Here is a 17,923-nt window from a genome sequence, read left to right as displayed (position 1 = left end):
ATCGCGATCAGTCGACCGTTCGCCCCCTCGCACCATCCGATTGGCCGAAAAACATCCCATCTTGGCACCACGCCGCACACGGTCCCGGGTCCCACCGCCACCGGGAGACCCCTCGGGAAACGACATCGGGAAACGGCACCGGGAAACGCGACCGGCCCGTGCCGCGCCCCCGGGCGGGGGTGGCGGCACGGGCCGGCGGCCGGGAGGCCGGGGCGTCAGAAGGCGATCCGCACCTTCAGGGCCGAGCGGTCGTCCATCGCGCGGTAGCCGTCCGGGACGCCGTCCAGGTCGACGGTGCGGTCGAAGACCAGACCGGGCTCGATGGCGCCCGAGAGCACGTCCGGCAGCAGTTCGGGGATGTACGCGCGGGCCGGGGCGACGCCGCCGTTCAGCGAAACGTTTCGGCCGAACATCTGGCCGATGTCGACGCCCGCGCTGCCGCCGTGCGGCACCCCGACGTACCCCACCGCGCCGCCGTCCCGGGCGATCGAGATGGCCGTCCGCATCGACTCCTCGGTGCCGACCGCCTCCAGCACCGCGTGCGCGCCCTGACCGCCGGTCAGCTCCTTCACCGCCTCGACCGCTGCCTCGCCGCGCTCCGCCACCACGTCCGTGGCCCCGAAGCGCACGGCCAGCTCGGTACGGGCGGTGTGCCGGCCCAGCGCGATGATCCGGCCCGCGCCCAGCCGGTGCGCCGCCAGCACGCCGCACAGACCCACCGCGCCGTCGCCGACCACCGCGACCGTCGAGCCGGGCCGCACCCGCGCCGAGACCGCCGCGTGGTGCCCGGTCGACATCACGTCGGACAGCGCCAGCAGCCCGGGCAGCAGCTTCTCGTCGCCCGCCGCCTCCTTCGGCAGCTTCACCAGCGTCCCGTCCGCGAACGGCACCCGGACCGCCTCGCCCTGGCCGCCGTCCGAACCGACCTGCCCCCAGAACCCGCCGTGCGGGCAGGAGGTCTGGAGGCCCTCGAGACAGAAGTCACACGTCCCGTCGGACCAGACGAACGGCGCGACCACCAGGTCGCCCCTGGCGAAGCCGCGCACCTCGGCGCCGACCTCCTCGACCACGCCCAGGAACTCGTGCCCGATCCGCTGCCCGGCCACCCGCTGCGCCACCCCGCGGTAGGCCCACAGGTCGCTGCCGCAGATGCAGGCGTTCACCACCCGGAGCACCACGTCCGTCGGCTGCTGGATCACCGGGTCCGGGACTTCTTCGATCCGGATGTCGTTGGGGCCGTGAATCACGGTGGCACGCATGCGCTGTTCCTTAACTGAACGATATCGACCAGGTGTACGACACCCCCGCCGACCACTCTATTCCGGGCGGTCGGTCGGAACATTCCGGCCGGAGCCACCCGTCCGGCCCCTTATCCTGTTGGACCATGCAACCGATCCAGCCCGAGACGTACGGAGCGCCGCGGACCGCACCGGTCCCCGCGCAGCGCTCCGCCGCACCCACCGGGGGCTTCGCGGTCGTCGACGTCGAGACCACCGGTCTCGGCCGCTCGGACCGCGTCATCTCGGCGGGCGTCTACCAGCTGGACCCGGACGGCGACGTCGTCGACCACTGGTACACCCTGGTCAACCCCGAGCGGGACCCGGGGCCGGTCTGGATCCACGGCCTCACCGCCGAACTGCTCGCCACCGCCCCGACCTTCCCGCAGATCGCCGACGAGTTCGCCACCCGCCTGGAGAACCGCGTCCTGGTCGCGCACAACGCGCTCTTCGACTGGAACATGATCTCCCGCGAGTTCTCCCGGGCCGGCCTGCGCGCCCCGGTCGAGCACCGGCTGTGCACCATGGTCCTCTCCCGCGACCTGCGCCTGCCGCTGCCCAACGGCAAGCTGTCCTCGCTCGCCGCCCACTTCGGCGTCCGGCAGCGCCACGCCCACAACGCCCTGGACGACGCCCGGGTGCTCGCCGAGGCCTTCCGCCCCAGCCTCCACCTCGCCCGCGACGGCGGCGTGCCGCTGCCGCTGCAGAAGTGCGTCGCGGTCACCGACCTCGGCGAGGAGGAACCCGCCGCGCCCGGCCGCAGCACCTGGACCGGCAACTCGTACCGCCAGGCCAGGAAGCGGCCGCCCTGCCCGTACCCCAACCCGGGACGCTGGGAGGACGGCAAGCCGCTGGTCCAGGGCATGCGGGTGGCCATCACCGGCGACACCGCCACCGACCGCGAGGTCCTGGAGGACCGCGCGGTCGAGGCCGGCCTGCACATCGCGACCTCGGTGAGCCGCCTCACCAGCCTGCTGGTCACCAACGAACCGGACAGCTGGAGCGGCAAGGCCCGCAAGGCCCGTGACGTCGGCACGCCCATCGTCCGCGAGGACGCCTTCCTCCAGCTGCTGCGCGAGGTCGCCCCGCACCCCGGTGCGTGAGCCGGTTGTGAGGTCGGCGTACCGTTCCCATGTGTACCGTTTTCTGCTGACCCGCCAGTGGCTGATCACCATGCTGGTCGCGCTGCTGCTGATCCCCGCGACGATCAAGCTGGGGTTCTGGCAGCTGCACCGCCACGAGGCCCGGGTGGCCCGGAACGAGCTGATCGGCCAGGCCCTCACGGCCGCGCCCGTCCCCTTCGACACCCTGTCGCCGACCCCCGGCTTCGCGGTCCCCAAGGACCTCACCTGGCGCGCGGCGACCGCCACCGGACAGTACGACCCGGCACACGAGTTCGTGGTCCGCAAGCGGACCGACTCCAACGGGACGATCGGCTACTTCGTCGTGACCCCCTTCCGGCTCGCCGACGGCAAGGGCACCGTCCTGGTCAACCGCGGCTGGGTCGCCTCCGGCAGCGGGGCCACCGAGTACCCGCCCGTCCCGGCCGCCCCGGCCGGCGAGGTCTCCCTCACCGGCCGGATGCGCGCCGAGGAGACGTACGGCGGCAGCGGCATCAAGGACCGCACCGGCCTGCCGGACCGCCAGTTCAACCTGATCAACACCGACGAGCAGGCCAGGCTGACCGGCGCCGCCCTCCTCGGCGGCTACCTCGAACTCACCGGCACCACCCCGGCCCCGGCCGACCAGCCCCAGCTGATCCCCGAGCCCAACCACTCCGACATCGGCCCGCACATGGCCTACGCCGTCCAGTGGTGGCTGTTCACCGCGATGATCCCGGTCGGCGTCTGGGTGCTCGCCCGCCGCGAGGCCAGGGACCGCGCCAAGCAGGCCGCCGAGGCCGAGGTGCCGCTCGACGCCGTGCCGGCGTAGCGCCGACGGGCCCTACAGCACGTCGTCCAGCTCCCGCAGCAAGCGGGCCTTCGCCCGCGCGCCCACCACCGACCGCACCGGCTGCCCGTCCCGGAAGACCATCAGCGTCGGCATCGACAGCACCCCGTACGCCGCCTGCGTCCGCGGGTTGTGGTCCACGTCCAGGCTCACCACCCGCAGCCGGTGCGCCTCCTCCCGCGCGATGTCCGCCAGCACCGGCGCCATCATCCGGCACGGCGGGCACCAGTCGGCCGTGAAGTCCACCAGCACCGGCCCCTCGGCCGCCAGCACCTCCGCGGCGAACGTGTCGTCCGTCACCGCCGGCACCCCTGCGATCCGCACCATCGTCTACTCCTTCGTCAGTTCACACCGTGGTGATCCTTCGGAGGCAGCGAGGTCGTCCCGCGCCCGGACCGCCCGCTCGAACTGCCCGGCCACCCGCGCCCGCGCCTCCCGCAGCCGCGCGATGCAGTCGTCCAGTTCGGCGAGCTTGCGCTCGTACACCTCCAGCGACGCCGGACACGAGTCCCCTTCCGGGTGCCCCGCCCGCAGGCACTCCACGAACGGCCTGGTCTCCTCCAGGCCGAACCCGAAGTCCTGCAGCGTCCGGATCTCCCGCAGCAGCCGCAGGTCCCCCTCGTCGTACGCCCGGTACCCGTTGCCCGCCCGCCGGGCCGGCAGCAGTCCCAACTGCTCGTAGTACCGCAACGCCCGCGTGGTCGTCCCCGCCCGCTCCGCCAGCTCCCCGATCCGCATGCTGAACCCGCTCCTCCCGGCGCGCCTGCGCGCGCCGCCGGAACGACGGTAGACCTTGACACCCACGTCAATGCCAGCGGCCGGGGGAACACCGGCAGCCGTCCCCGGGTCCGCACGCCCGTCGGCCTCCGTCCGACGACCCCCTCCGCTACCCCGGCCCGCCGGCACCCTGCAGGATGTCCCCATGGATCTCGGACTGAAGGACAAGGCATACGTCGTCACCGGCGCCACCCGCGGCCTCGGCTTCGCCGCCGCCCGGGAGCTGGCCGCCGACGGCGCCCGGGTGCTGGTGAGCGGCCGGAGCAAGGAGGCCGTGGACGCGGCCGTCGCCGAACTGGACGCCCTGGCCGGCCCCGGCACCGCGCACGGCCTGGTGGCGGACAACTCCGACCCCGGCACCGCCGATCGGCTGGTCAGGGAGGCGACCGAGCGGTTCGGCCGGCTCGACGGCGTCCTGATCAGCGTCGGCGGCCCCCAGGCCGGCCCGGTCGAAACCACCCCGGAGGACGCCTGGCGCGACGCCTTCGAGTCGGTGTTCCTCGGCGCCCTGCGCATCGCCCGGGCCGCCGCCGCGGCCCTCGGCGACGGCGGGGTGATCGGCTTCGTGCTCTCCAGCTCGGTCCGCCAGCCGATCCCCGGCCTGGGTATCTCCAACGGCCTGCGCCCGGGTCTCGCGATGGCCGCCAAGGGCCTCGCCGACGAGCTCGGCCCGCGCGGCATCCGGGTGGTCGGCCTGCTCCCGGCCCGGATCGACACCGACCGGGTCCGCGAGCTCGACGGCCTCGCGCCGGACCCGGACGCCGCCCGCGCCCAGGCCAGCGCCGGCATCCCGCTCGGCCGCTACGGCACCCCCGAGGAGTTCGGCAAGGTCGCCGCCTTCCTGCTCTCCCCCGCCGCCTCCTACCTGACCGGCCTCATGGTCCCGGTCGACGGCGGCGCCCTGCGCACCCTCTGACGCCCGCCGCCGCCCGGCCCGCCCCGCTACTCCACCCTGGGCCGCCTCCGCCCCCGTCGGCCCCGCCCGTGCCGCGGCTCGGCGGAGGCCGCCTGCAGGACCCGGATCCGCAGCTCGGCCGGCAGCTCCGCCAGCCGCAGGCTCTCGCACGCGTCCGCCCGGGGCCCGTCCTCGAAGTGCTCCACCAGCGCGGCCGGGTCCCCGCCCGGCCACAACCGCACCGCCCCGCGCAACCGCGGGTGGCCGGACGCCCGCACCAGCCGCACCCCGGCCCGCTCGACCTCCGGCAGCTCCACCGTCCGGTCCTCCATCGCCTCCTCCAGCGCCCGCGCGCCGACCCGCAGTCGGAGCCCGCCCACCCCCGGCGTCGGCACCGCGATGCTGGACAGCCCGGTGCGCCTCAGCTGCGCCACCAGCCACCACGCCGTCCCGGCCACCAGCACGGCCAGCCCGCCGATCACCGTCGGCCACCACCAGGCCGACGCCACCCAGCGCCCCCGCGAACGCCCGCTCACCACCGGCTGGTCGGGCGAGGTGAGCGGCCACCAGTGCGGCGGGTGCACGCCGAGCCGCCGGTACAGGTCGAGCCCGCCCGCCAGCACCAGCACCCCGGCCGCCAGCAGCACCGCCCCCACCACCCCCAGCAGCACCCGGTTGACGACCGTGCGCGTCACCCCGCCGCCCCCTCACCGCCGGCCGTCCCGGCACCCGTCGCAGCGCCCGGACCGGCCCCCGGGTCCGGCTCCTCCGCCACCGCGGCCGCGGCCCCCCGCGCCATCCGTACGTCCAGCCGCAGCGGCCGCCCCAACCCCACCCGCTCCAGCTCGTCCCGCAGCTGCCGCTGCACCAGCGCCGGATCCGCCACTCCCATCAGCGAGATCCGGACCCGCCGCCGCCCGACCCTGATCCGCAGGTGGTCGATCCCGTCCAGGCCCGCCGCCCGGTCCGCCAGCAGGTGCCCGACCCCGGCCCGGTCGACGGCCGCGGTCGTTCCCCCGTACGGCCGCAGCACCAGCCACCGCCGCAGCCCGGGCGTGACGGCCAGCCACAGCAGCCAGCCGCCGAGCAGGGTGGCCGCGCCGGCCCCCACCAGCACCGCCAGGTCGTCGAGGTGGCGCGTCGCCAGCTCGTCCGCGAGCTGCGCCCGCCATCGCCGCGCCGAGTGCCCGGCCCGCACCGCGACCACGTCGTACAGCAGCGCCCCCGCCACCACCAGCACCCCGGTCGCCACCAGCGCCGCCGCGGCCGTCCGCGGGGCCCGTAGCCGTCGCACCCTCCCCCGCCGGCCCTCCGGCGCCGCCTCCGGTCCGGGCACCTCCTCGCTCACCGGGCGCTCCCCGTCACCAGCTTCTCGACCACGACGACCACCTCCGACACCCTCGCCCCGGTCAGCCCCGCCACCCGTTCGGCCGTCCGCGCCCGCACCGCCGCGGCCAGCGCCGCGATGTCGGAGGGGAACGGCAGTTCGAGCACCACCCGGACCGTCACCGTGCTCCCCGGCACGGCCACCGAGACGTGCGGCGGCGCCCCCTTCGCCCGTCCGGCGGGCCAGGCCTCGGCCAGCACCTCCCGGACGGCCCGGGCCGCGATCCGGGCGTACACCCGGTCGGCGACCCGGAGCCGCCCGCGACGCCCCGGCGCGGGGACCGGACCGGACACCGGGGCCGGAGCCGACGCGGAGCCCGCCATCAGCGGCGCCGGTCACGGCCGCGGAGCAGGTCCCCGAGCTCGCCCAGCTCGATGTCGCCCTCCAGCAGGCGTCCGATCACGAAGCCGACCAGCCCGAGCGCGGCCACCAGCAGGAAGGCCGCGAACCCGCCGAAGTACCCGGCGAAGCCGAGGGCCATACCCACCACCAGGCCGACGATGGCCAGGTTCATCCGCTACTCCCTCGTCTCCCGCTACCCCGTCGGACCCGAACCCGCGTTCGGGACGCGCTACTTGAGCTTCGGCCGCTGCCCGGACGCGGCCACCGGCTCCTCTTCCTCCTCGAACTCCGGTTCGTCCGGGAGGTGGACGTCGTTGACCGCGATGTTGACCTCGACGACTTCCAGCCCGGTCATCCGTTCCACCGCGTTGATGATGTTCTCCCGCACCTGGCGGGCGAGTTCGGGGATGACCACGCCGTACTCGACCACCAGGGCGATGTCGATCGCGGTCTGCTTCTCGCCGACCTCGGCCTTGATGCCCCGCCCGACGCTGGGCTTGCCGCCGCCGGGCACCCGGTCCCGCATCGCGCCGAAGGTCCGGGCGAGCCCGGAGCCGAGCGCGTGGATCCCGGCGACCTCGCGGGCGGCCATCCCGGCGATCTTCTCCACCACGCCGACGGCCAGCGCGGTGCGGCCGCGCTCCCCCACCGGCTTGGCGCCGCCGCCACCCGGCGGACCGGAGATCGGGGCGGCACCGGTGTGCTTGTGCATGGTCGCGGGCGTCGGAGTGTCAGGCATGGGCGCTTCTCCCGTCGTACGGCTCCAGCTATATCGCAAACCTCCCCAACTCTGGCATTTCGCCACGTCCCCCGCCCGTCGAGCGCCGACGCCCGCACCCGTACGGGAGAACCGGCCTCCGCGCACGGGAAAGGGCCCGGCCCCGGGGAGGTCTCCCCGGGGCCGGGCCCCGCGTCGTGGCCGTACGGTCAGTCGCCGATCCCGGCGAGCTCCCGGAGCCGGCGGGCCTGGGCCGCCCGTTCGGCCGAACGCTGCTCGTCGAAGGAGCGCCCGGCGGCCCCCTGCAGCAGGGCCTTGGTCTCGATCACCGCTCCGCGCGGAGCGGCCAGCAGGGCCGCCGCGAGGTCGCGGGCGGCGGAGTCCAGCTCCTCGCCCGGCACGGCCAGGTTGGCCAGCCCGATCGCGGCGGCCTCCTCGGCGCCCACCCAGCGGCCGGTCGCGCAGATCTCCAGCGCCCGCGCGTAGCCGACGAGTTCGGTGAGCGGCTTGGTGCCGGCCAGGTCCGGGACGAGGCCCAGCGAGGTCTCCTTCATCGCGAACTGGACGTCCTCGGCGACCACCCGCAGGTCGCAGCCGAGGGCCAGCTGGAAGCCCGCGCCGACGGCGTGGCCCTGGACCACCGCGATGGAGACCAGGTCCGGGCGGCGCCACCAGGTGAAGGCCTCCTGGTAGGAGGCGATGGCGTCGTCCAGCTCCTGGTCGGAGGAGGCGGCGAGCTGGAGGAAGGTGGGCTCGCCGGGGATGCCCTCGGGGGTGAACATGGCCCGGTCCAGCCCGGCGGAGAAGGAGACCCCCTCCGCGCGCAGCAGCACCACCCGGACGCTGCCGGGCAGCTCGCGGCCCGCGGCGGCGAGGGCGCGCCAGAGCGCGGGCGACTGGGCGTTGCGCCGCTTCGGCTGGCACAGGGTGACGACGGCGAGTTCACCGTCGATCTCCAGGCGGACGCCGTCCCGCTCCCAGCTCGGGGCCTGCGGGTCGGTGGCGGGAGCGGTCATGGGGGGCCTCCGGTGGCGAGGGACTTGGCTACCGGAGAGTAACAAAACTCGACGCGCGAGGGCAGGGGCCCCGGACCGGAAAGATCGACGGGGCTCGCGGCGCTCGACGGCGGGCGCGGCCGAGGAGAAATGGAGAACGAAGGAAAAACGAACGGAATCGAATCAACGGGGGACGGACGAAACCCCGGACATGACGATCGGCGGCCGGTCCACACGACCCGAGGGCGGACGCCGGGCTGATGGCCAGCCGTCGTCTCCTCGGTCGGCGCCCTGCCGCCGCGTCATCGAGCCAATAGCCGACGATCCGTCAGGAACCGGCCCCGGCGGTCGCCTTGTTCTTGCCCCGCGTGGCACCGCCGCGGCCCCGGAGGATCACTCCGGACTCGCTCAGCATCCGGTGCACGAAGCCGTACGAACGACCGGTCTCCTCCGCGAGAGCGCGAATGCTCGCCCCGGAGTCGTACTTCTTCTTGAGATCGGCCGCGAGCTTCTCACGCGCGGCACCGGTCACCCGGCTGCCCTTTTTCAGAGTCTCGGCCACCCGTGCCTCCTCGTAGCGTTGCTCGGTCAGATTCCCATGATCACCCATCCACCGCGTCCTGGCCACCCATTCGACAAGGTCGATGTCGGAAATGCGTGGTCCGTCGGTGGTGATCCGAGCGCATCGGGGCGCTCACCCAGCGTGCACGCCCCCGGGCAGATGTCGGCGTTCGCCGAGAAAGGGCTGATCAGCAGCGTCGGCCCGACCACGATCGAGTGGCGGGCCGACGGAAAGTCCTTAAACGGAATCCGGGTCTACTTCATTCCCGGACACGCCGAAAGGACTAGATATTCTCATCCGAAAAGCGGATCTCGCGTCTACTTCCGGTCAGGCCAGCGAGACCAGATCGGCGTACGACGGGTTCCAGAGGTCCTCCACACCGTCCGGCAGCAGGATGATCCGCTCCGGGTCGAGCGCCTCGACGGCGCCCTCGTCGTGGGTGACCAGCACGACCGCGCCGGAGAACTCGCGCAGCGCGCCCAGGATCTCCTCGCGGCTGGCCGGGTCGAGGTTGTTGGTGGGCTCGTCGAGCAGCAGCACGTTGGCGGAGGAGACCACCAGGGTGGCCAGCGCCAGACGGGTCTTCTCACCGCCGGAGAGCACCCCGGCCGGCTTGTCGACGTCGTCGCCGGAGAACAGGAAGGAGCCGAGGATCTTGCGGATCTGCACCAGGTCGGTGTCCGGCGCGGCCGAGCGCATGTTCTCCAGCACGCTGCGGTCCGGGTCCAGGGTCTCGTGCTCCTGGGCGTAGTAGCCGATCTTCAGGCCGTGGCCCGGGATCACCTCGCCGGTGTCCGGCTGCTCCACCCCGGCCAGCATCCGCAGCAGGGTGGTCTTGCCGGCGCCGTTGAAGCCCAGCACGACGACCCGGGAGCCGCGGTCGATCGCCAGGTCGACGTCGGTGAAGATCTCCAGCGAGCCGTAGGACTTGGACAGGCCGCTGGCGGTCAGCGGGGTCTTGCCGCAGGGGGCCGGCTCCGGGAAGCGCAGCTTGGCGACCTTGTCGCTCTGGCGCACCTGCTCCAGGCCGGAGAGCAGCTTGTCGGCGCGGCGGGCCATGTTCTGCGCGGCCACCGTCTTGGTGGCCTTGGCACGCATCTTGTCGGCCTGCGCGTTCAGGGTCGCGGCCTTCTTCTCGGCGTTGGCCCGCTCGCGCTTGCGGCGCTTCTCGTCGTCCTCGCGCTGCTGCTGGTACTGCTTCCAGCCCATGTTGTAGACGTCGATGCAGGAGCGGTTGGCGTCCAGGTAGAAGACCTTGTTGACGACCGTCTCGACCAGGTCGACGTCGTGCGAGATCACGATGAACCCGCCCTTGTACGTCTTCAGGAAGTCCCGCAGCCAGACGATCGAGTCCGCGTCCAGGTGGTTGGTGGGCTCGTCGAGCAGCAGCACGTCGGAGTCCGAGAAGAGGATCCGGGCCAGCTCGACGCGGCGGCGCTGACCACCGGAGAGGGTGTGCAGCGGCTGGTTGAGGATGCGGTCCGGCAGGCCCAGCGCGGCGGCGATGGTGGCGGCCTCCGCCTCGGCGGCGTACCCGCCCTTGGTGAGGAACTCGGTCTCCAGCCGGGCGTACTTCTTCATCGCGTTGTCGCGGGTGGCGCCCTTGCCATTGGCCATCCGGTCCTCGTTCTCGCGCATCTTCTTCAGCACGGTGTCGAGGCCGCGGGCGGACAGGATGCGGTCCTTGGCGAGGACGTCCAGGTCACCGGTGCGCGGGTCCTGCGGGAGGTAGCCGACCTCGCCCGAACGGGTCACGGTACCGGCGGCCGGCAGGCCCTCGCCGGCCAGCACCTTGGTGAGCGTGGTCTTGCCGGCGCCGTTGCGGCCGACCAGACCGATCCGGTCGCCGGCGGCGACCTTGAAGCTCGCGGACTCGATCAGGATCCGGGCACCGGCGCGCAGTTCGAGGGCGTTGGCGGAAATCATGGCTGGGGACTACTCCTGGGACGTGGGCGGGCGGCCGGGTGGGACGTACCCGGGGCCGGGTTGGCGTGAGGGGGGCTTCATCGGCGGTCGGCGCGGCCCTCGCGGCGCCGCCGCCCGCTATTGCCCGGAGAAGATAGCCATGGCGGCAAGTCTACCGGGCGCCGTGCCGACCCCGGGGAAGTACCGTCCCGGGGTATCCACCGGCCCCCTCGCCGCCGGTCCCCGGCCGCGGGCCGGCGCCGGCGGGCCCGGCCCGCTACTGCGGCGCGGGCGGCTGGTCCCCCGCGGGGGCTCCGGTGGCCGCCGCGGCGTCCGGTGCGGCGGCATCCGGTGCGGCGGCGCCCGGGGCGGTGCCCGCGGCCGCCGGGTCGACCGGGGTCGGCTCCGCCGCGCAGCCGCCCTGCGGCCGGACCGCCGCGAACGGCGCGTCCACGCTGCCGCAGGCCGTCTCGGGCGCCGCCGCCTTGGTGTCGAAGACCCTGGGCGGGACGATCGGGCCGTCGGTGATCTCCACCCGGCTGCGGTCCAGCACCTTGACCGTGGCGGCCGGACCGGTGCTCGTCGCCCAGCCGTTGCTGTCCAGCCGGTAGCCGGTGATGCCGCCGGAGACGGCCTGCCCGGCGCTGTTGGTGCAGGTGCGCGGGATGAGCACGGCGTAGTCGGTGTGGACGGCGCGCAGCGGGTCGTAGACGCAGCCGTTGGCCGGCTTGTCGTTGTAGCGCAGGTCGCCGTCGGCGTCGCGCAGGCCCATGGTGAGGTTCGGCGTCACCAGCGCCAGCCACGGCGAGCCGTCCCGCTGGACGGTGTGCAGCGCACCCGCGGCCCGCTGCCTGGCGAGCTGCTTGCGCTGGGCGTCGGTCCGCTTGTCGGCGCCGGGCTCGCCGTCGCCGCGCAGCCAGTCCGACAGTCCCGGCACCGCGCGGTGCCAGCGCACCTCGTGGTCGCCGGGGCGCACCGAGGTGACCATGCCGTCGTCCCAGACCACGATCGCGTTGTCGCCGGCCATCGCCAGGTGGAGCGCCTCGGCGCCCTCGCGGCGGTAGGACCAGGCCTGCTCGCCGGTCCCCTTGTGGAAGGCCTCCAGGCCGGGGCCCACCCGCAGGTCGAGGTCGGCCGAGCTGAGCGACTCGGACTTCACCGGGGTCGCGCCCGCGTCGCCCGGCCCCGCGACCCGGTCGCCGAACGGCACCGGCTTGTTCGCGTGCGCCGCCGCTCCGGCCGCAAGGACCAGCATCACCGCCGAGGCAGGCAGGATCGAGCGGGGGGTCAGTACACGCAGCGGCTTCCAGGACACGGCCGGAGCGTACCTGTCACCGGGCTCGCGAGTCAGCCCGGTTCCGTCGCCGGAACGCGCTGCCGGGCGTCCGCCCGGGTCCGCGCGCCCTCCCCGCACGTCCACCCGCCCACCTGCGCCGTCGGGGCCGCGGCGCGCCCCGGAGGGTGCGCCGGAGCGGGCCGGAGGGGCCCGACGGGACCGTTACAGAGCTGATACATGGCCGCCGGCGGTCGGCCGTTGCGTCAGACGGCGTTCGATTGGCGCCCACTTTGGGGTGACATCCGGGTTTTCGACCCCCCTTTGGGCCTACTGTCGGCGAGCGGGGCGTCACGGTCCGTCCACGCCGAGACCGTGACGCCCCGCTCACACGACGTCCCGGAGGAGAGCACCCATGCGAATCGGCCGCCTGACGCTGGCCGCCGCCACCCTGCTGCTGATGGCCACGGCCAGCGTCCCGGCCGGGACGCCGTTCAGCCAGACCGAACGGCACGCCCTCTCCTCGGACGCCATCGAGCCGCGCGGCCCGGCACCCCGCCCGGTGGTCCAGCGGCCGAGCCACGAACCGCCGTTCGGCGCCTTCGTCGGCTCCTGGGACGACTACATCCCGCAGATCGGCCGGTACGCCCAGTGGCTGGGCGACGCCAACATCCAGGTCGGCCACACCTACCTGGCGGGCAACGGCTGGAGCGACATCGAGGGCGAGCCGGCGGTGCTCGGCCTGTGGTCGCAGTGGCGGCAGGCCGATCCGTCCCGGCTGCTGGTGCTCGGGGTGCCGATGCTGGTGCCCAACGAGGCGGGCGTGTCGGACGACGAGGTCGAGAAGCTGCTCGGCCAGGGGGCGCGCGGGGACTTCGACGGGCACTTCCTCAAACTCGCGCGCCGACTGGTCACGATGGGCGGCGCGGACACCGTGCTCACCCTCGGCTGGGAGATGAACGGCACCACGTACACCCACCGCTGCAAGCCCGACCCGTCCGCCTGGAAGACGTACTGGCGGCGGATCGTCGGGGTGATGCGCTCGGTGCCGGGGCAGCGCTTCCGCTTCGACTTCGCCCCCAGCCGGGGCCTGGACGCCATCCCGTGGACCAAGTGCTACCCGGGCGACGACGTGGTCGACATCATCGGCATGGACAACTACGACCAGCCCGCCGGCGCCGACTTCGACGACTACGTGCACGAGCCGTACGGCCTCCAGGACCAGGTGGAGTTCGCCGCCAAGCGCGGCAAGCCGGTCTCGTACCCGGAGTGGGGGCTGTTCCGCAACGGCGACAACCCCGAGTTCGTGCAGCGGATGGTCGACTGGATCCGCACCCACGACACCGCCTACCAGACCGTCACCGACTACTGTCCGCACGGCTTCTTCCAGTGCGAACGCAATCCGCGCTCGACGGCGGCGTTCAAGCAGCTGATGTCCGGGTCGAAGGGGGCGCCGGCGCCGGCCGCCGGGCCGTCGGCGGCCGCGTCGGACGTTCCCGCGGTGGCGGGGCCGCCCAGCCCGCCGGAGTCGCACACGGTACCGGCCGCACCGGCCGTGCCGGGTGCCGCGCCCAGCGCGAAGGCCGGCCCGTCGGCCCGCCCGGCGAAGGGCAAGTCGACGGGCCGGCCGACGGGCGCGGCGCACGGCCGGCCCTGAGACGTCAGCGGCGGCGGGCCAGCAGCGCTTCCTTGAGCCGGGGGAAGCGGGTGCGCAGCTGGTGCGCCGCCGTCTGCCGGGCCCGCACCGCCGCGGCCCGGACGGCGGCCGCCGGCGCCGCGCCCGCCGGGCCGAGCAGCAGCCGCTGGTTGGACAGCTGATCCGGGCGCCAGCGCTGCTTGTACGGCTCCTGGCCGCGCAGCAGACCGAGCACCGGGACGCCCGCGGCGACCGTCTCGTCCAGCGCCGCGCCGAACAGCAGTCCGGCGATGTCCAGCCGCTCGCGCAGCACCGGGTGCGCGCCGTACATGTAGAGCCCGCCGAAGGACGGGCAGAGCAGCAGCAGGTTCACCGCCACCAGCTGGCCGTCCAGGTGGAACTGGTGGACGGTGGCCCGGCCGGCGGCGACCAGCCCGGTGGTGGACTCGGTCAGGTGCCGGGCGAACCGCTCGGTGCGGTGCTCGGGCGTGACGCCGCGCGCCCGCCACTGCAGGAAGTGCAGCCGCAGCAACCCGTCCACCGCCTGCGGCACCTCGGCCACCGGGGTGGTGCGGACCTTCACCCCCGCCTCGGCGATCTTGCGGAGCTTCACCCGGCTGCGCTGGGCGGTCTTGCCGGGCACCCGCTTGAGCAGCCGGTCCATCGGGACGGCCGGCAGGTACTGGCAGAGCGAGTCCTGGTACCGGCGGCGGCTGCCGCGCCAGTGCTGGTAGACCCGGTGCACCGCCGCCTCGGGGTGCACCTCGCGCAGCTCCAGCCAGTGCCAGGGCCGGGTGAGCGGGAGCGCGGCGGCGAACTCGGCGGCGGCCCGGTCGGCGAACTCGTCGTCGAGCAGGACGTCGGTGTAGTCGACCAGCCCGCCGCCGAGGCCGGTCAGGCCGCCGAGCGGTCCGCCGCGGCGCACGAAGGCGCCCGCGCCGACCAGCCGGCCGGCCCGGCGGACCAGCACCACCAGGAGGCGGCCGGGGCGGCCGTAGTGGCGCCACCAGGAGCGCTGCCAGTCGGCGGCCTGGAAGAAGGTGGCGGACCGGCAGCGGGCGGCCAGGTCGTCCCACTCCTCGGCGAGGACGTCCAGGGCGTCGTCCTCGGACCGCAGTTCGGTGGTCCAGACCGGCGCCGTCAGCTGGGCGGGCAGGCTGCTTCTGCGGGTCCCGGTGCTCATCGGCCGCTCCCGGCCGCGGCCTTCTCCTGGACGGCGGGCGGCTCCTCGGCGGCGGGGGCCGGCTCGTCCACGGCGGGGGCCGGCTCCTCGACCGGGGGCTGTTCGGCCGCCGCGGGCTCGGCGCCGGTGCGCCGGCCGGCCTTCCCGGCGGTCTTCTTCCCGGCCTTCCTGTCGGCCTTCCCGGCCTCGCTCTTCTGGCCCTCGCCCTTCGCGCCCTCGGTCTTCGCGTCCTCCGCCTTCGCGCCCTCCGCCTTCGCAGCCTCCGCCTTCGCGCCCTCCGCCTTCGCAGCCTCCGCCTTGGCGTCCTCGGTCGCGGCCGCCTCGGCCGCGGGCTCGGGCGTGCTCCCGGCCTCGGGCGCGAGGGGCGCGGAGTCGGGCCCGGCCCCGGCGGTGGCCGGCTCCTCGCGGCGCGGGCGCGGCGTCGTCGGGACCGCCACCGGCGCGGCGGCGGGGGCCTCCGACGCCTTCGCGGCGCGCAGCGCCCGCAGCGTCCGCGGCGCCTCGGGGCTCCCGTCGGCGGCCTCCGGCGTCCCCGAGCCGCCCCGGCGGCGGGTCATCATCACCAGCGAGCCCAGCAGCAGCCCCGCCGCGCCGCCGACCGCCACGTCCAGCTTCCCGGAGGGCGTGGTCGGCCTGTCCGGCGCGGCGGCGGGGGAAAGCGTCACCAGCCGGACGTTGGTGTCCCGGCTGCTGGTGTTGGCGAAAGAGACCAGCGAGCGGGCCACCGCGTCGGCGTTCCGGGCGGCCTCCTGGGGGCGCCGCCCGGTGCCGGTGATCTCGATCATCGGGGCGTCCGGGGAGGTCGTCCCGTGCACCAGGGACGCCAGCTCGGACCGGGTGCGGCCGGTCTCGGCGGCCGCCACGGCGAGGACCTGCGGCTGGCCGGCCAGCCGGCCGTACGCCTGGGCGAAGTTGGTCGCGATCGCGGCCTCCCCGGGGTTCTGCGCGACCACGAGGACGTAGGCGTTGGCGGCGTACGACGGGTGGGCGACGACGGCGTACCCGGCGCCGGCCGCGGCACCCAGCGGAACCGCGAGCACCACCGGCCACCAGCGGCGGACCAGGCGGCGGGCGCTTCGGCGCGGTGTGGTCATGGGGTTGCTCCTTGGGTCTGGTACGGCGGTGGCTGGCGGTCAGACGCGGGCCAGCCGGTCGTAGAGGGCGCCCAGGTCGGAGGCGACCCGGGCGATGTCGTAGTGGCCGACGGCCGGGGGGTGCGGCAGCGGGTCGGCGGTGTGCCCGCCGAGCGGCCGCAGGTCGCGCAGGGCGGCGGCGTAGGCGGCGGGCTCGGAGGGGATGCGGCGGGCCTGCGGGGCGGCGCCGGGCGGCAGTTCGTCGAGCGCCGGGCAGGCGCTGTGCCGCACCGGCAGCCCGGCCGCGAGGCCCTCCAGGACGCCGAGGCCGAAGGTCTCCGCGGCGGAGGGGGCGGCCAGCACGTCCAGGGCGGCCAGCAGTTCGGGCACGTCGTCGCGCTCCCCGGTGAGCACCAGCCGGTCCCGGACGCCGAGTTCCTCGGCCCGGCGCTCCAGCGCGGCGCGCTCCGGGCCCTCGCCGACCAGCACCAGCCGGGTGGCCGGGTCGAGGGCGGCGAGCGCCTCGACCAGCACCTCGAAGCGCTTGCCGGGAACCAGCCGGCCCACCCCGCCGACCACCCAACCGCCGTACGGCAGGCCGAGTTCGGCCCGGATCCGGCGGCGGACGGCGGCCCGTTCGGCGGGCGGCAGGCTGTAGCGGGCGGTGTCGATGCCGTTCGGGATCAGCGCGATCCGGGCCGCCGGGACGCCCCAGGAGCGCAGCGTCTGGGCGACCTGGCGGGAGACCGCGACGGTGGTGCCGCCGAGCCGTTCGGCCGCCAGGTAGAGGCCCTTGACGCCCCGGGTGACCGGGCGGCCCTCGATCACCCCGGCGTGCAGCGAGTGCTCGGTGGAGACCACCGCGCGCACCCCGGCCAGCCGGGCGGCCAGCCGGCCGTACAGCTGCGCCCGGTAGAGGTGGGTGTGCACCAGGTCGTAGTGGCCGGCCCGGACCAGCCGGACCAGCCGGGGCAGCGCGCCGAGGTCCCGGTTGCCGCGCATGCCGAGGTGGTGGACGGTGACGCCGTCGGCCCGCAGCGCGGCGGCGACCGCGCCGGGGTTGGTCAGGGCGAGCACCTCGCACTGCTGGTGCGCCGGCAGGTGCCGCAGCAGCAGGTGGAGTTGGCGCTCGGCGCCGCCGGAGGCCAGGCCGGTGACGATGTGCAGCACCCTCATGGCCGGCTCCCCCGCCGGCCGTGGCGCAGCCCGGTGACCACGTCGCGCCACCGGTGCCGGCCCCTCTTGGCGCGCAGCCGCCAGGCGCCGTCGCGGTCGCCGACGTAGCAGCGGGGCAGGGCGAAGCGGCCGGTGAGCGGGGAGTGCGCGATGGCGCAGGCATGGTCGTACCCGGCGTCGCGCACGGCCAGGGCGGCGGGCAGGTCGACGGCGCCGTACGGGTAGCAGAAGCCGGTGACCGGGCCGCCGACGGCCTCCTCCAGCAGCCGCCGGCTCTCCCGGGCCTGGACGGCGAGGGCCTCGGCCGGCAGGCCGGGCAGCGCCTGGTGGCCGAGGCCGTGCGAGCCGATCTCCCAGCCGGCGGCGGCGAGTTCGGTGACCTCCTGGACGGTGAGCAGCTTCTTGCGCGGGCCCTCGGTGTCCCAGTCGTTGTCCCGGCCGAGCAGGTCGGCGACCACGTACGCGGTGGCGGTGAAGCCGTACGCCTGGAGGATCGGCACCGCGTACCGGGCGAAGTCGGCGTAGCCGTCGTCGAAGGTGAGGCCGACCAGTCCGTCGTCCCGGCCGAGCGCCCGGGCCCGCATCAGCTCGCGGACCGAGACGCCGCGCCGGCCGCGCCGGTGCAGCCAGGCGATCTGTTCGGCGAACCGCTCGGGGCTGACGGTGAGCCGGTAGGGGTCCTCCTTCTCGACCGCCACCGAGTGGTACATCAGGATCCACGGCGAGGCGGAGCCGGGGACCGGCGGTCCACCGGCCGGCTGGCGGCTCCGGGGC

20 protein-coding genes are annotated in these 17,923 nt (G+C 74.9%); 4 read left to right on the top strand and 16 right to left on the bottom strand.

Features of this window, described 5'->3' with window-relative positions; translation table 11 throughout:
• Positions 1-215 precede the first annotated feature (215 nt).
• Entirely contained in the window at positions 216-1,259 is a 1,044-nt protein-coding gene (locus ACFY0X_RS27635) for a zinc-dependent alcohol dehydrogenase family protein (RefSeq protein ID WP_387758490.1), read from the bottom strand.
• 125 nt (positions 1,260-1,384) lie between these two features.
• Here ACFY0X_RS27635 and ACFY0X_RS27630 point away from each other — a divergent pair, with 125 nt between their 5' ends.
• Positions 1,385-2,380: a DEDDh family exonuclease gene (locus ACFY0X_RS27630; protein WP_387758489.1), complete on the top strand. Its 996-nt coding sequence runs from the start codon at positions 1,385-1,387 to the stop codon at positions 2,378-2,380.
• Between the two features lie 31 nt (positions 2,381-2,411).
• Entirely contained in the window at positions 2,412-3,209 is a 798-nt protein-coding gene (locus ACFY0X_RS27625) for an SURF1 family protein (protein ID WP_387758487.1), read from the top strand.
• 12 nt (positions 3,210-3,221) lie between these two features.
• Here ACFY0X_RS27625 and trxA read toward each other — a convergent pair whose 3' ends face one another.
• Positions 3,222-3,554 (bottom strand): thioredoxin, encoded by a 333-nt coding sequence (trxA, locus tag ACFY0X_RS27620; protein ID WP_387758486.1) that lies wholly within the window; start codon positions 3,552-3,554, stop codon positions 3,222-3,224.
• A gap of 3 nt (positions 3,555-3,557) precedes the next feature.
• On the bottom strand, positions 3,558-3,965 hold the full coding sequence (locus ACFY0X_RS27615; protein WP_387758484.1) for a MerR family transcriptional regulator: 408 nt from the start codon (positions 3,963-3,965) through the stop codon (positions 3,558-3,560).
• Positions 3,966-4,149: 184 nt separating this feature from the next.
• Here ACFY0X_RS27615 and ACFY0X_RS27610 point away from each other — a divergent pair, with 184 nt between their 5' ends.
• On the top strand, positions 4,150-4,920 hold the full coding sequence (locus tag ACFY0X_RS27610) for an SDR family oxidoreductase (protein ID WP_387758482.1): 771 nt from the start codon (positions 4,150-4,152) through the stop codon (positions 4,918-4,920).
• Between the two features lie 26 nt (positions 4,921-4,946).
• Here ACFY0X_RS27610 and ACFY0X_RS27605 read toward each other — a convergent pair whose 3' ends face one another.
• From ACFY0X_RS27605 to ACFY0X_RS27565, 9 genes are all read right to left on the bottom strand, one after another.
• On the bottom strand, positions 4,947-5,594 hold the full coding sequence (locus ACFY0X_RS27605; protein ID WP_387758480.1) for an alkaline shock response membrane anchor protein AmaP: 648 nt from the start codon (positions 5,592-5,594) through the stop codon (positions 4,947-4,949).
• Entirely contained in the window at positions 5,591-6,247 is a 657-nt protein-coding gene (locus ACFY0X_RS27600; protein WP_387758478.1) for a DUF6286 domain-containing protein, read from the bottom strand. The genes ACFY0X_RS27605 and ACFY0X_RS27600 overlap by 4 nt, the downstream gene beginning before the upstream one ends.
• A complete protein-coding gene (locus ACFY0X_RS27595) occupies positions 6,244-6,579 on the bottom strand; it encodes a hypothetical protein (RefSeq protein ID WP_387758476.1) in 336 nt (111 codons plus the stop codon). The genes ACFY0X_RS27600 and ACFY0X_RS27595 overlap by 4 nt, the downstream gene beginning before the upstream one ends.
• A 29-nt stretch (positions 6,580-6,608) precedes the next feature.
• Positions 6,609-6,800 (bottom strand): hypothetical protein, encoded by a 192-nt coding sequence (locus ACFY0X_RS27590; RefSeq protein ID WP_387758474.1) that lies wholly within the window; start codon positions 6,798-6,800, stop codon positions 6,609-6,611.
• Between the two features lie 57 nt (positions 6,801-6,857).
• Entirely contained in the window at positions 6,858-7,340 is a 483-nt protein-coding gene (locus ACFY0X_RS27585) for an Asp23/Gls24 family envelope stress response protein (RefSeq protein WP_387758530.1), read from the bottom strand.
• A 215-nt stretch (positions 7,341-7,555) separates the two neighbouring features.
• Positions 7,556-8,362 carry an enoyl-CoA hydratase/isomerase family protein gene (locus ACFY0X_RS27580; protein ID WP_387758472.1) on the bottom strand — a complete coding sequence of 269 codons (807 nt, stop codon included), beginning with the start codon at positions 8,360-8,362 and terminating at the stop codon, positions 7,556-7,558.
• A 307-nt stretch (positions 8,363-8,669) separates the two neighbouring features.
• Positions 8,670-8,903 carry a helix-turn-helix domain-containing protein gene (locus ACFY0X_RS27575; protein ID WP_030059940.1) on the bottom strand — a complete coding sequence of 78 codons (234 nt, stop codon included), beginning with the start codon at positions 8,901-8,903 and terminating at the stop codon, positions 8,670-8,672.
• A gap of 327 nt (positions 8,904-9,230) precedes the next feature.
• Entirely contained in the window at positions 9,231-10,829 is a 1,599-nt protein-coding gene (locus ACFY0X_RS27570; RefSeq protein ID WP_387758470.1) for an ABC-F family ATP-binding cassette domain-containing protein, read from the bottom strand.
• A gap of 256 nt (positions 10,830-11,085) precedes the next feature.
• Positions 11,086-12,123, bottom strand: a complete 1,038-nt coding sequence (locus tag ACFY0X_RS27565; RefSeq protein ID WP_387758468.1) for a hypothetical protein — start codon at positions 12,121-12,123, stop codon at positions 11,086-11,088.
• Positions 12,124-12,496: 373 nt separating this feature from the next.
• Between ACFY0X_RS27565 and ACFY0X_RS27560 the strand changes: the two genes are divergently transcribed.
• The gene (locus tag ACFY0X_RS27560) at positions 12,497-13,738 is read left to right on the top strand and encodes a glycoside hydrolase family 26 protein (protein WP_387758467.1); all 1,242 of its coding nucleotides are present in this window, start codon (positions 12,497-12,499) and stop codon (positions 13,736-13,738) included.
• Positions 13,739-13,742: 4 nt separating this feature from the next.
• Here the strand turns inward: ACFY0X_RS27560 and ACFY0X_RS27555 are convergent, their stop codons facing one another.
• Genes ACFY0X_RS27555 through ACFY0X_RS27540 form a run of 4 tightly spaced genes read right to left on the bottom strand, consistent with a single transcriptional unit; the run spans position 13,743 to position 17,859 of the window.
• Complete coding sequence (locus ACFY0X_RS27555) at positions 13,743-14,900, bottom strand: GNAT family N-acetyltransferase (protein WP_387758466.1); 1,158 nt, start codon at positions 14,898-14,900, stop codon at positions 13,743-13,745.
• Complete coding sequence (locus ACFY0X_RS27550; protein ID WP_387758464.1) at positions 14,897-15,994, bottom strand: Wzz/FepE/Etk N-terminal domain-containing protein; 1,098 nt, start codon at positions 15,992-15,994, stop codon at positions 14,897-14,899. The genes ACFY0X_RS27555 and ACFY0X_RS27550 overlap by 4 nt, the downstream gene beginning before the upstream one ends.
• 39 nt (positions 15,995-16,033) lie before the next feature.
• Entirely contained in the window at positions 16,034-17,149 is a 1,116-nt protein-coding gene (locus ACFY0X_RS27545; protein ID WP_387758462.1) for a glycosyltransferase, read from the bottom strand.
• Positions 17,146-17,859 carry a polysaccharide deacetylase family protein gene (locus tag ACFY0X_RS27540; RefSeq protein WP_387758460.1) on the bottom strand — a complete coding sequence of 238 codons (714 nt, stop codon included), beginning with the start codon at positions 17,857-17,859 and terminating at the stop codon, positions 17,146-17,148. Before ACFY0X_RS27540 ends, ACFY0X_RS27545 begins: the two co-directional genes overlap by 4 nt.
• Positions 17,860-17,923 lie beyond the last annotated feature (64 nt).

The organism is Kitasatospora sp. NPDC001547 (assembly GCF_042894165.1).
Lineage (GTDB): Bacteria > Actinomycetota > Actinomycetes > Streptomycetales > Streptomycetaceae > Kitasatospora.
Note: the sequence above shows the minus strand (reverse complement) of the source record. Positions and strands in the feature narration are given on the sequence as shown.